The 14,217-nt window shown below is 35.6% G+C and carries 10 protein-coding genes; 2 read left to right on the forward strand and 8 right to left on the reverse strand.

Annotation, left to right across the window (positions count from 1 at the left end; all coding sequences use genetic code 11):
• The first annotated feature begins 71 nt into the window (after nucleotides 1–71).
• Complete coding sequence (locus NHG49_RS27415) at nucleotides 72–3,188, forward strand: efflux RND transporter permease subunit (protein ID WP_258126793.1); 3,117 nt, start codon at nucleotides 72–74, stop codon at nucleotides 3,186–3,188.
• Nucleotides 3,189–3,213: 25 nt separating this feature from the next.
• Here the strand turns inward: NHG49_RS27415 and msrB are convergent, their stop codons facing one another.
• The 6 genes from msrB to lytS form a co-directional block, all read right to left on the reverse strand.
• Nucleotides 3,214–4,179, reverse strand: a complete 966-nt coding sequence (gene msrB, locus NHG49_RS27420; protein WP_046958602.1) for a peptide-methionine (R)-S-oxide reductase MsrB — start codon at nucleotides 4,177–4,179, stop codon at nucleotides 3,214–3,216.
• Between the two features lie 91 nt (nucleotides 4,180–4,270).
• Complete coding sequence (locus NHG49_RS27425) at nucleotides 4,271–5,314, reverse strand: AI-2E family transporter (RefSeq protein ID WP_001165997.1); 1,044 nt, start codon at nucleotides 5,312–5,314, stop codon at nucleotides 4,271–4,273.
• A gap of 326 nt (nucleotides 5,315–5,640) precedes the next feature.
• Nucleotides 5,641–6,333: an antiholin-like protein LrgB gene (lrgB, locus tag NHG49_RS27430; protein ID WP_064476029.1), complete on the reverse strand. Its 693-nt coding sequence runs from the start codon at nucleotides 6,331–6,333 to the stop codon at nucleotides 5,641–5,643.
• Between the two features lie 34 nt (nucleotides 6,334–6,367).
• Nucleotides 6,368–6,799 carry an antiholin-like murein hydrolase modulator LrgA gene (gene lrgA, locus NHG49_RS27435; RefSeq protein ID WP_016085373.1) on the reverse strand — a complete coding sequence of 144 codons (432 nt, stop codon included), beginning with the start codon at nucleotides 6,797–6,799 and terminating at the stop codon, nucleotides 6,368–6,370.
• A gap of 133 nt (nucleotides 6,800–6,932) precedes the next feature.
• The gene (locus tag NHG49_RS27440) at nucleotides 6,933–7,673 is read right to left on the reverse strand and encodes a LytR/AlgR family response regulator transcription factor (RefSeq protein ID WP_064476028.1); all 741 of its coding nucleotides are present in this window, start codon (nucleotides 7,671–7,673) and stop codon (nucleotides 6,933–6,935) included.
• Complete coding sequence (gene lytS / locus NHG49_RS27445) at nucleotides 7,651–9,420, reverse strand: two-component system sensor histidine kinase LytS (protein ID WP_258126796.1); 1,770 nt, start codon at nucleotides 9,418–9,420, stop codon at nucleotides 7,651–7,653. Before lytS ends, NHG49_RS27440 begins: the two co-directional genes overlap by 23 nt.
• A gap of 328 nt (nucleotides 9,421–9,748) precedes the next feature.
• Between lytS and NHG49_RS27450 the strand changes: the two genes are divergently transcribed.
• Nucleotides 9,749–11,047 carry an MFS transporter gene (locus NHG49_RS27450; RefSeq protein WP_258126798.1) on the forward strand — a complete coding sequence of 433 codons (1,299 nt, stop codon included), beginning with the start codon at nucleotides 9,749–9,751 and terminating at the stop codon, nucleotides 11,045–11,047.
• A 108-nt stretch (nucleotides 11,048–11,155) separates the two neighbouring features.
• Here NHG49_RS27450 and NHG49_RS27455 read toward each other — a convergent pair whose 3' ends face one another.
• Both NHG49_RS27455 and NHG49_RS27460 read right to left on the reverse strand, forming a co-directional pair.
• Nucleotides 11,156–12,724 carry a BCCT family transporter gene (locus NHG49_RS27455; RefSeq protein WP_064476025.1) on the reverse strand — a complete coding sequence of 523 codons (1,569 nt, stop codon included), beginning with the start codon at nucleotides 12,722–12,724 and terminating at the stop codon, nucleotides 11,156–11,158.
• A gap of 360 nt (nucleotides 12,725–13,084) precedes the next feature.
• Nucleotides 13,085–14,155 carry a nitric oxide synthase oxygenase gene (locus NHG49_RS27460; protein WP_064476024.1) on the reverse strand — a complete coding sequence of 357 codons (1,071 nt, stop codon included), beginning with the start codon at nucleotides 14,153–14,155 and terminating at the stop codon, nucleotides 13,085–13,087.
• Nucleotides 14,156–14,217: the final 62 nt, after the last annotated feature.

Raw genomic sequence — 14,217 nt, forward strand, 5'->3', positions numbered from 1 at the left:
GACCAATCAGTCAGTTATATTATGTATTAGACTGACCAGTTGGTCAATACAATACAAAAGGGAGCGCAAACATGAACAAATTCATTAATTTCTCGTTAAAAAATAAGTTCGCAGTTTGGCTACTAACCATTATTGTTACCATTGCAGGTATTTATTCTGGGCTGAACATGAAGCTGGAAACAATTCCTGATATTACAACACCGATTGTAACGGTAACCACGGTTTATCCTGGTGCTACACCAGAAGAAGTAGCTGACAAAGTTTCAAAACCGATGGAAGAGCAACTGCAAAATTTAAGTGGTGTAAACGTTGTTAGTTCATCATCTTTTCAAAACGCATCTTCTATTCAGGTAGAATATGATTTTGATAAAAATATGGAAAAGGCTGAAACAGAAATTAAAGAAGCTCTCGCAAATGTGAAATTTCCAGAAGGTGTAAAAGACCCGAAAGTTTCACGTGTAAACTTCAATGCCTTTCCTGTTATTTCATTAAGCGTAGCAAGTAAAAATGAATCTTTAGCTACCTTAACTGAAAATGTAGAAAAAAATGTTGTTCCAGGATTAAAAGGACTTGATGGTGTTGCATCTGTTCAAATTTCAGGTCAACAAGTAGATGAAGTACAACTTGTCTTCAAGAAAGATAAGATGAAAGAATTAGGTTTAAGTGAAGATACTGTAAAAAATGTAATTAAAGGATCGGACGTATCTTTACCACTTGGCTTATATACATTTAAAGACACGGAAAAATCAGTTGTTGTAGATGGAAATATTACAACAATGAAAGCATTAAAAGAGTTAAAAATCCCGGCTATACCTTCATCACCGAGCGGTCAAGGTAGTCAAAATGCTGGATCCGGTACACAAACACCGCAAATGAATCCAGCGGCTATGAACGGGATTCCAACAGTTACATTAGACGAAATTGCTGACATTAAAGAAGTCGGAAAAGCAGAATCTATTTCTCGAACAAATGGAAAAGAAGCAATTGGAATTCAAATTGTAAAAGCTGCTGACGCGAATACTGTTGATGTTGTAAATGCAGTGAAAGATAAAGTAAAAGACCTTGAGAAAAAATATAAAGACTTAGAGATTATTTCAACATTCGACCAAGGTGCACCAATTGAGAAATCAGTAGAAACAATGCTGAGCAAAGCCATTTTTGGCGCTATCTTTGCGATTGTTATTATTATGCTGTTCCTACGAAATATCCGAACAACATTAATCTCTGTCGTTTCCATACCACTTTCTTTATTAATTGCTGTATTAGTCATAAAGCAAATGGATATTACGCTTAACATTATGACACTTGGAGCAATGACAGTCGCTATTGGACGCGTTGTTGATGACTCCATTGTTGTTATTGAAAATATTTACCGACGAATGTCGTTATCAGAAGAGAAACTGCGCGGAAAAGATTTAATTCGTGAAGCTACGAAGGAAATGTTTATCCCAATTATGTCTTCTACCATTGTAACAATTGCTGTATTCTTACCGCTTGGACTAGTAAAAGGTATGATTGGTGAAATGTTCTTACCATTTGCCTTAACTATCGTCTTCGCTTTATTAGCATCATTACTAGTAGCTGTTACAATCGTGCCGATGTTAGCTCACTCTTTATTTAAAAAAGAGAGCATGAGGGAAAAAGAAGTACATCATGAAGAAAAACCAAGTAAATTAGCAAACTGGTATAAACGCATACTTGCATGGGCTTTAAATCATAAAATCATTACATCAAGTATCGCTGTCCTTCTATTAGTTGGTAGTCTTGCACTTGTTCCAATTATCGGCGTAAGTTTCTTACCATCTGAAGAAGAAAAAATGATCATTACAACGTACAACCCTGAACCAGGTCAAACGTTAGAAGACGTTGAAAAAATTGCAACGAAAGCTGAGAAGCACTTCCAAGATAATAAAGACGTCAAAACAATTCAATTCTCATTAGGTGGCGAAAACCCAATGAGTCCTGGTCAATCAAATCAAGCAATGTTCTTCGTGCAATATGATAACGACACGAAAAACTTCGAAAAAGAAAAAGAGCAAGTCGTTAAAGATTTACAGAAGATGTCTGGAAAAGGCGAATGGAAAAACCAAGACTTCGGAGCGAGTGGCGGTAGTAATGAAATTAAACTATACGTTTACGGAGATAGCTCGGAAGACATTAAACCTATTGTAAAAGATATTCAAAATATCATGAAGAAAAATAAAGACTTAAAGGATATAGACTCTAGTATTGCAAAAACGTATGCAGAGTATACTTTAGTCGCAGATCAGGAAAAACTAAGTAAAATGGGTCTAACGGCTGCACAAATCGGAATGGGACTTTCTAATCAACATGATCGACCTGTTCTGACAACAATTAAAAAAGACGGTAAAGATATCAATGTATATGTCGAAGCTGAAAAACAAAATTATGAAACAATCGATGACTTAACAAATCGTAAAATTACAACGCCACTTGGTACTGAAGTGGCTGTGAAAGATGTTATGACTGTAAAAGAAGGGGAAACTTCGAATACAGTGAAACACCGCGATGGCCGTGTTTATGCGGAAGTAAGTGCAAAACTAACATCTGATGACGTTTCAAAAGCATCTGCCGCGGTTCAAAAAGAAGTAGATAAAATGGATCTTCCTTCTGGCGTAGATGTTTCTATGGGCGGCGTGACAAAAGATATTGAAGAATCATTCAAGCAACTTGGCTTAGCGATGTTAGCTGCAATTGCCATTGTATACTTCGTTCTTGTCGTTACATTTGGCGGTGCCCTTGCACCATTCGCAATTTTATTCTCGCTACCATTCACAATTATCGGAGCTCTTGTTGCCTTATTAATCTCTGGTGAAACGTTAAGTGTCTCTGCAATGATTGGTGCACTTATGTTAATCGGTATCGTTGTAACAAACGCTATCGTACTTATCGACCGCGTTATTCATAAGGAAAATGAAGGGCTATCAACACGTGAAGCCTTATTGGAAGCCGGTGCAACACGCCTTCGTCCTATTTTAATGACTGCAATTGCAACAATTGGGGCTCTTATCCCGCTTGCATTAGGATTTGAAGGTAGCGGCTTAATTTCTAAAGGACTTGGTGTAACAGTAATTGGTGGATTAACAAGTTCAACGCTATTAACACTTCTTATTGTTCCAATCGTTTATGAAGTATTAAGCAAGTTCAAAAAGAAAAAAGTAAAATAAAAAAATAACCTCGCTAATTGCGAGGTTATTTTTTATTCCCAAATACGACTAAAAAATCACCATATCCTTCTTTCTCTAATTCCTCTTTTCGGATAAATCGAAGGGCTGCGGAATTAATACAGTAACGAAGACCATTTGGTCCTGGGCCATCCGGGAATACATGGCCTAGATGTGAATCTCCCTCTTTACTTCTCACTTCCGTACGCGTCATATTATGACTGACATCCATTTTTTCTTTCACACTTGCTGACATAACTGGCTTCGTAAAGCTAGGCCATCCACACCCGCTATCAAATTTATCTAAAGAAGTAAATAATGGTTCACCTGAGACGATATCTACATAAAGTCCTTCTTCTTTATGATTCCAATATTCATTTTGAAAGGGTGGCTCAGTTCCATTTTCCTGTGTTACATAAAATTGCATCTCATTTAGTTTTTCTTTTAAATGAGCATTATCTTTTTGCCAATGTTGTTTAATAAACGCATCTCGCCCTGACCCTTTACGGTATAACTCATAGCGGAATGTATTTTTCTTATGATATCCTTGGTGATAGTCTTCAGCTGGATAAAACGTAGCTGCTGGTAATATTTTTGTCGCAATTGGTTTTGAAAAGCGTCCACTCTTTGCAAGCTCTTCTTTTGAAGCATTTGCTTTTTTATGTTGTTCTTCATTATGATAAAAAATCACTGTTTCGTAAGACTGTCCGCGGTCGTGGAATTGCCCACCTATATCAGTCGGATCAATTTGTCTCCAATATATATTTAATAACTCCTCATACGGCATTTTATTTGCATCAAATGTAATTTGTACTGCCTCATAATGTCCCGTCGTTTCTGAACATACTTCTTTATATGTTGGACTCTCTTTATGACCACCTGTATAACCAGAAACAACCTTTATAATTCCTTCCATCTCTTCAAATGGCGAAACCATACACCAGAAGCACCCTCCAGCAAATGTAGCTAACTCTACCTTTTCATTTACAGCCATTATTTCACCCCTATTTTATCTTCTGCTTACAGTATGGCATAAAAAACATCATGTTATAAAAGAAAAAGCATCGAACATCGATGCTTTTTCTTTACTTCACCTTATTTTTTCTGGCTTCATGCTCCATTTCATCACTTGTCACATCTAAGACATCTAATAAGAAAATGAAGATTGGAATACCGATAATTAACCCCCATACACCTAAGAAGTGTTCTGAGAAGATTAATACCATAAATGTATAGAAAATCGGTAAGTTTGTTTTTTGCGACATGAACTTCGGATTTAACACGTAACTTTCAAGCGCATGAATTACTGTTACGATAATTAAAATATAAACAACGTACATAATACCGCCAATATTGTAAGCAATCATACAAAGCGGGAATAACGAAATGATAACCCCAGCTACTGGAATTAAACCGAGTAAGAAGATCATTAACGCTAAACCTAATAATTGCGGGAATCCTAATATCCATAGTGCAATAACGGATAAAACACAGTTAACAACTGCAATTAAAAATTGTGCTTCGATTACTTTTCCAAATGAACGTGCAAATTTCTTACCGAAGTACTCAATTTCAGTATAGAAAATTGCAAGTCGGCTTTCTTTAAATTTTGCAGTAAAAGCAACGATCCGAGCTTTCTCCAATAAGAAAAATAAACTCAAAATTAAAGAAAGTAACACTTGAAGGCCAAATTTCCCAACATTCGTAATCGATTTATACAAAATGTCAACGCCTTGTCCTACATATTTCGAAAGTTCCATATGATTGACAGCATTAACTGCATATTTAATTAATTCACTATCTGGTGGGTTTCTTAAAAATACGTTAAATTGATAAATTAATTGTGAAATTTGTATCGTTAATACTGGTAAATATTTAAATAGCGTAATGGCAATTCCACCAATTAACATTACATATAGAAACGCTATAATAATTTTTCGGTTAATGGGCATGAAATGATCTAATTTGCGAGAAATAAACTTTTGGAATCGATCCATTAAATATGTGAGAATAAACGTAATTAAAATTAAATTCAACATACTTTGCAGCCCGTATAACACGAGAGCAAGTATTACTAATACGAGAAACCTCTGAAATCCTTTGCTTTGAAACAGGTTTTTTATTTGCATAATCGACGAGTACTCTCTCCTGTCCTATAAAGTAAAACGTTAATAAGTAGATTTTTCTCTCTTTTCTACTTTTAATTATTCATTCATATGAAGATTTTTATAAGCTTATTATATGTCTCCCTTAGCAGATCCTATAGTAGCTTACTTCTTATTTTACAATACAATGACCTAATTCAAAACGTATTCTACACAGTATTAATGAAGATTTAAGGAAACTTACATTTTGTTAAGATAGGTCTTACCACTACTGTAACATAAAAAGCAAGCTATCAGTAGAAATCTGTCCTACAAATAGCTTGCTTTTCTCATTTTTTAAGTAAGTTTTACTAGCCAATGAATGGCATAAACATCGGTATGACAACTACAGTTACAACTCCCACTACTGTTACAGCAATACTTGCCATAGCTGCCTCTACTTCACCCATTTCAATTCCTACTGCCACTCCTAATGCGTGACCTGCTGTTCCAAGTGCTAAACCTTTTGCAATTGGATGTTTTACTCTAAATGTTTTTAAGAATAATGCTCCTAATGCGTATACAATAACCGCGTTAAAAATAACTGCAAACGATGTAATTGCTGGTATACCACCAATACTTTCAGAGATCGGTAACGCGATTGCTGTTGTTGCTGCTTGTGGTAACATTGAATTCATTACCGCTGTATCTAGACCAATTGCTTTTGCAACAATGAACACGACAATTACTGAGCAAATAGATCCAACCACGATAGCCGATAAAATTTGCCACCAATATTTTTTCAACTTATCCACTTGTTTATATAATGGAATAGCAAAGGCGATTGTTGCTGGTTCTAAGAAGAAGCTAATCATTTTTCCGCCAGTATTATATTCTTCAAAAGTAAATTTACCTACTTTTAGAAAGACAATCCCTAATACCATCGCTACGAATAATGGTGTGAATAAGAAGAATCCTTTTGAATGCTTAAATAATAATGTTCCGATTCCGTATGCGACTAATGAAACGACGATTCCGAAATATGGAGTCATTGTACTTGCCATGTTCATTCCCTCCTAACAATATATACTAAATTAGTTACGCAACTTTTCCGTGCTTGCGTCCTTTATTTACTACTTTCAATTCTTTTGTATCTTTTGTTTCTTTGTCATCTTTTCCTAAAATGAATTGTGCAAATAACCCTGTTACAGCGAGTAAAATAATTGTTGCTACAACGATTACAGTTAGAATTTGTACAAAATATTGTCCCATTACACCGAGAGAATTAATAACTGAAATACCTGATGGAACGAAAAGGAATCCGATAATACCTGTTAAAGCCGTTCCGAGTGATTCAACTTGTTCCAATTTAATAACTTTTAAACATAATAGGCTAAATAAAATAACTAATCCGATCACCGATGAAGGCATCGGAATTGGTAAATGCGTTGCAATAATATTAGAAACTAACATAATAGCTGAAAATATGAATGCTTGTGATAAGAAACTATATACTTTTTTCGTACTCATTTTGGCCACCTCTTTCGATTTGGTACCTTAATTGTATAAGATACAAACAAATTTGTAAGCGTTTACATAATAGAACGTCAAATATACAAAATTAGTTACAAAAATAGGCAGATGAAATACAAAAAGCTACTTCTTAAATACGAAGCAGCTTTTTGAGTTCTTTTGCATATGTACGGCTAACAGGTACTTTCGATCCTTCTTTCATAATTAAATTATATGTAGAATTGAACCATGGTTGTATTTCTGTAATATGATTAATATTTGCAATAAAACTGCGATGGACACGCATAAAACTTGCTTGCGGCAACTTCTTTTCCAAAATTACAAGTGTATCGTGTGTTACATATGTTTCTCTCGTCGTTTTTACTGTCACCTTTCCGTCCACAAGTCCTACATATATAATATCTTCAATATTCACGAGTACAATCGATTCTTCAATTGGTAATGCTAATTTATGCATCTCGGTCGTTACGTCTACACTCTTTACTTCTTGTTTCGTTTCTAATTTTATTTGTTTTTGCTTTTTATATTTCTTTAATGTCTGTACGATACGTTCTTCATCAAATGGCTTTAAAATATAGTCTAACGCATCTACTTCAAATGCTTGCAATGCATATTGATCATAGGCAGTAGCAAAAACAATTGCAGGGGGATTTTTCATCTTCTTTAATATATTTGCGATTTCAAATCCGTTATCATCAGATAATTGAATGTCTAGAAAAACAATATCTGGTTTGTTTTTCATTAGCTCTTCTAATGCCTCCTCTACACAATCCGCCTCACCAATTATCTCAACTTCTTTCGTTCTCTCTAATAAATACTTTAGTTCGTCACGTGCTAACATTTCGTCGTCAACTACTAATACCTTTAACAATCCGCTCTTCCTCCCCTGCTTTTTTGAGAATAACAAAAGTAATCTCTGTCCCCTCATTTAATTCACTTTCAATATGAAGCATCGTTTCTTTCCCAAATAACCCAATTAGACGTTCATTAATATTATATAAAGCCGTTCCAGTCCCTTTCTTTGACGAAACTACCATCTTTCCTAATTGTTCTAAACGTTTTTCCTCAATTCCTTGTCCATTGTCTTTTACTTCAAAGTGAACCATGCCCTCTTTTTCAAAAACATGCACTTCCACTTCGCATACTGGCTGTTTCTTCGGAAAAGCATGGCGCAATGCATTTTCAACTAATAGCTGAAGTACAAATGGTGGAACTAAAGTCGTCTTTAACCCTTCCTCCATGTACATCTTCACTTCATACTTATTTGGGAACCGTGCTTGTTCTAATGATAAATATGCATGTACATGGTTTAATTCTTGTTCTAGCGGAATCAATAACTGACGTGCCCCTTGCAAATTACAACGAAAATACACGCTAAGCTGTAATAATAACTTCCTTGCTTTTTCTACATCTGTTCGGCATAAAGCTGATACTGTATTAATCGCATTAAATAAAAAGTGCGGGTTAATTTGTGCTTGTAATGCCTTTATCTCTGCATCTTGTAATAATTTGCTTTGCAACTCAGCTTCACCTAATTCAAGCTGCGTGGAAAATATTTTTGCTAACCCTTCTGCTAGTTCCTCTTCAACACGACTTAACTGGTTAGGGTTCTTGAAATACAGTTTTAATGTCCCTATCGTATTTTCATGTGAAGTTAATGGAATAACAATAGCTGCTTGCAGAGGACAGCCTTCATGTTGGCAATTAATAACCTCACGTGATTTCGCTTTCATTATTTTCCCTGTATGTAAAACCTCTTTCGATAAACCTGTTATTAAACTGTGTGAAGGAATATGATGATCTGATGCTAATCCAACGTGAGCTAATATTTTCTCTGTATCTGTTAAGGATACCGCATCCGTTCCCGTAAAACGGTGAATAATTTGTGCCACATGTTTACAAGACTCTTCTGTTAATCCTTGGCGAAAATATGGTAATGTCTTATCAGCAATTCGTAATACCTTATGTGTTTGCAAAGCTTTCGCATTTTCTTCCTGGCGCAAAATAGCTTGTATCATAGAAAGTAAAATAAAACTCCCGAAACTATTCACAAGAATCATTGGTATCGCAATTGTTTTCACGATACTAATCCCATCCTCTACAATTAATAAAATCATAATCATCTCTAAAGAAACGATAAACACACTTAAAACTGCTGAAAATTTAGGCGTAGTTGCACGATTATATTTTTTGAAAATGTATCCAATATACCCCGTTATAACACCTGCTAAAATTGATGAAATTGCACAACTTAGCGCTGTCGTCCCGCCAAGCATATAACGATGAATACCCGCAATCGATCCTACTCCAATTCCAACGATAGGCCCACCAAGTAACCCACTAATTCCAACACCCATAATACGTGTATTCGCGATTGTACTCGATGAAGAAACACCTTGTAGCCAATTTTCATTCATAATTGTATTCCCTGCAATTTCAATTCCCGTGTAATTGCTGACAATTGTAAACACTGAAAAAATACAAATAAGCTTAAGCTTATCTGCATACCCATCTTGTCTATGAAGAAGGCGCCTGAACGTTTTAATATGAGAAAGTAAAAATCCTAAAATAACAATAAGTCCGACACGTTCAATCATCATAAGTACTAAATTTAGCATCTGTGATTCATTCCTTTTTATATGAGTTAGTTTTATTATGGGAAAATAATGAAGTGGGCGTCAAGGAGAATGAAGTATCTTTTGAAATATTTTACACATAACAATTCACTCTTTATTTGACAATCTAATAGAAGAGTGCTAAAAATAAAGTAATATAATACAGTCCTTTAACCCAACCCCGTGAGGTTGAGAAGGAAGTCGGAATATACTATACGTATGGTCTTTTTTAGGGATACGTATGCTTTTTTGGCCTTCTCATCATATCAGGTGAGAAGGCCTTTTGTTATTCTTCCATAGCGACTGTAGAAGAAAATAAGGAGGAGTAATGATGAACGTCACTACTGATGTACAATCAACAACAGAGGAAACGAAGGAAAAAAGATATAAAACATTGTTTGGTTCTGCGCTAGGATATGCAGCAGAAGGCTTAGATATGTTGCTCTTATCTTTCGTACTCGTCTACATTTTAAAAGAATTTCATTTAAGCCCTGTGGAAGGTGGAAACTTAACATTAGCTACCACAATAGGAATGTTAATCGGGTCTTATTTATTTGGATTTATTGCTGATTTATTTGGGCGTATCCGTACGATGGCCTTTACAATCTTACTATTCTCACTAGCAACAGCACTTATTTATTTCGCAACAGATTATTGGCAATTATTAATTCTTCGCTTTTTAGTTGGAATGGGAGTTGGTGGTGAATTTGGGATTGGAATGGCCATCGTAACTGAAACATGGTCTAAAGAAATGCGCGCTAAGGCGACATCCGTAGTTGCACTTGGATGGCAATTTGGCGTACTAGTCGCTTCACTCCTTCCAGCATTTATCGTCCCACATTTCGGATGGAGAGCGGTTTTCTTATTTGGACTCATTCCCGCTCTACTAGCTGTCTATGTTCGCAAAAGTTTAAGTGAACCGAAAATATGGGAACAAAAACAACGATACAAAAAAGAATTGTTACAAAAAGAAGCTGAAGGTCATTTAACAACCGCTGAGGCAGAACAGCTAAAGCAAATAAAAAAGTTCCCACTTCGAAAGTTATTTGCCAATAAAAAAGTAACGATAACAACCATTGGTCTTATTATTATGTCATTCATCCAGAACTTCGGATATTATGGGATTTTTACTTGGATGCCAACTATTTTAGCAAATAAATATAATTACACGCTAGCAAAAGCGAGCGGTTGGATGTTCATCTCTACAATCGGCATGTTAATTGGAATTGCAACTTTTGGTATTCTAGCCGATAAAATTGGCCGCCGTAAAACTTTTACAATCTATTATGTCGGTGGTACTATATACTGTCTCATTTACTTCTTCTTATTCACAAACTCAACATCATTGTTATGGGGAAGTGCACTACTTGGATTCTTTGCCAATGGCATGATGGGGGGATTCGGAGCAGTTTTAGCTGAAAACTATCCTGCTGAAGCTCGCTCGACAGCAGAGAACTTTATTTTCGGTACAGGACGTGGGTTAGCTGGATTTGGACCTGTTATTATCAGCTTACTTGCTGCAGGTGGTAATTTAATGGGAGCATTATCTCTCATCTTCATTATCTATCCAATCGGTTTAGTTACAATGCTATTATGTGTCCCAGAGACGAAAGATAAAGTATTAGAATAGATTGAAACTGTACAGGGTACTATCCCCTTCGAGAAAAGTAATTAAATAAATAGTAAAGAGGAAGCATCTCAAATGAAATGCTTCCTCTTCTTATATAAATACAATTATTTATTTTGATTTACTAGCTTTTTGGAACAAGAAGGAAGTTTTCTCTTCTTCTTTTACAATACCTTGTTTTAAGGCTAATTCCCCTGCAACTTTAGGCGCTAACCATAGCATTGGGAATAACAGAATAGATACCGGAACAGCCGTCACTACAATGAAGGATTGTAAGGCGTTAATACTTCCCTCACCCATGTATAAAAGAATCGCTGCAACTGCACCCATAATAAGCGACCAAAAAACTCGTAAGCTAATTCTAGGATCTCCATCTCCAGTCACTGCCATTGAAATCGAATAAGCCATTGAATCTCCTGTTGTCACTACAAATAAAATTGTTAATAAAAGAAATGCAGGTCCAATAATATTAGATAGTGGCAGTTGCTTTGTAATTGCAATCATAGCCGCTGGCATACCAGATTCACTTAATGCGGTCGAGATAGAACCAGGATTCATTAACTCATAAAACACACCTGATCCCCCTAGTATAGTAAACCAAAACGTTGTAATAATAGGTGCAATAACTCCAATTGCAACGATGATTTCTCGGATTGTTCTTCCTCTTGAAATTCGGCTCACTAAAATTGCCATCATCGGTCCATATCCAATAAACCATCCCCAGAAAAAGATTGTCCACGATCCTAACCAAGCTGTATCACCACGATATGTGCTCATTGGAATAAATTCATTTATATAAAATCCAAACGAAGAAACAAATGAATCGATAATAAATCCACCTGGTCCAAATAGTAATACAAATACCATTAATAGAACTGCTAATCTAACATTTAAATTACTTATAATTTGAATCCCTTTATCAATTCCTGTTACCGCAGATATAGTAGAAACAGCTACTACACAAACAATAATGGCTAATTGAGTAGTAAACACATCAGGAATGTCAAACAATGCTTGTAACCCATAACTTGCTTGTAGTCCTAAAAATCCAATTGGACCAATTGTCCCTGCAGCTACCGCAATAATGGCAAACACATCAATCATTGTTCCAAGCCAACTCTTTCGCAATTTCTCTCCAAAAATAGGATATAAAAGCGTTCGAGGTTTTAACGGCATACCTTTATGATAATGTCCGTACATCATAACTACCGCACTAATTGTACCTAAAATCGTCCAAGCCAGGAAACCCCAGTGCATATAACTTTGTGCTAAAGCAGGCATTACCGCTTCTTTCGTTCCAGCAGTTATACCTTCATGTATTGGTGGCACCGTCATCAAATGGTACATCGGCTCTGCGGCTGCCCAAAAAACGCCACCTCCAGCAAGTAATGTAGACATAATAATAGCGAGCCATTTTGTCGTACTAATCTCAGGTTTTTCTAGCCCCCCAAGTTTAACTCTCCCATATTTTGAAAACGCCATACACATTGCAACAACAAATGTACCAATTAATAAAACCTGCCAAAAGGCACCAAAATATTTAATTGAAGCTGCAAAACTTCTATTAATGGCTCCCTCTACGTAACTTTTATTTAAAATAACTGCAATTACAAATAATAAAAGTGAGCCACCACTAATAAGAAATACAGGCCAATCCGTTTTTCGACTCTTCATCCTCATTTACACTTCCTCCTTCCTCAGCAATCTAAAAAAACAACTTTATTATGTTTTATTGTTTACACCCAAAACACAATGATTATATAAGCATAATAATTCATCAATTTTCTACACACTTATGTTGTCCCTAAAAACATGCTAAATCCCTTATTTAAAAGAAATTTCTATTCCTATTACATAAAAAAGCAAAACAAAAGACCTTATATTTCTATAAGGTCTTCGAAACAGAAATTTGATTATAACATAAGGAACTCCTTGGTTCAAAAAGCTCCTTCCAAAAATAACCGAGAGTAAAGGCTTCCATTTGCTACGTAACAGTAATTAAAAAAAATTATAATTTGCATAAAAAAACTATACTAAATTTTATTTATGAAAGAAATTCGGCTTCAAAATTTCATTCGGATACGGTTTATGATAAATATGAGTAGTAGCTGGAGATAACGGTGGAATGAGCCACACCCAATTGCCTGTTACAACCCGTCCACATGCTGCTTCTTGCTTCTCAAATTGTTGAAATTGTTGTGCAGCAGTATGGTGATCCACAATACTAACTCCTTGTTTTTTGAAGGAATGTAATACAGCAATATTCAACTCAATTAGTGCCTTGTCTTTCCATAACGTACCGTTTCTCGATGTATCGAGCTTCATCATCTCCGCAACAGCCGGAAGTAAATTATAGCGATCATGATCCGCTAAGTTACGAGCCCCAATCTCCGTTCCCATATACCATCCATTGAACGGAGCTGCCTTATAAGAAATACCGCCAATTTCTAAGCGCATATCTGAAATCATTGGAACCCCATACCATTTTGCTCCAAGTGACGAAATCGGGTATTCTGGATGTTCAATTGGCACTTCTTTTACTTCTTCTCTCGGAATTTCTTTATATATAGGTGCCTTCCCGTTTATAGAAAAAACAAGTGGCAATACATCGAAATTCGTACCTTCTCCCTGCCATCCAAGTTCCTGGCAAAAATCCGTAAACGCAGTGGAATGAGAGTCACCAATCACTCCCATTTCTGTTTTATATCCTGCATACCGAATCAATTGGTGATTATAAATTCGTATATTATTTTCTTCACCTTGATATTGCTTAAAAATTGTAATTGTCGGTTTAACTTTCCCATCGTTCGTTGCATATTTAATATGATGAATTAATGCATTGTATACACCTTCCTCATCATTTACTTCACGTGCATCTAATATGTGCATCTTACTCCAAAATAGTCTTCCGATACATCGATTACTATTGCGCCATGCCATTCGTGATCCATGAACAAGTTCTTCAAATGTATGCTCATACGTCCCCGTCTTCTCTATCTCAACTTGAATTTCTTTTATTCTCTCTTCTATGAATTGTTCTTTATTAAGCTCTTTATAGCAAACCGTAATAAAATGACTCGCTTCCTCTATTAATTGTTTCGTTTTACTCATAAACGATCTCCTTCTATTTCAACAAAACGTTACTACTTTACAGTATAAGCAAAAAGAATAAG

This window comes from Bacillus sp. IBL03825, assembly GCF_024712505.1.
Classification (GTDB): domain Bacteria; phylum Bacillota; class Bacilli; order Bacillales; family Bacillaceae_G; genus Bacillus_A; species Bacillus_A wiedmannii.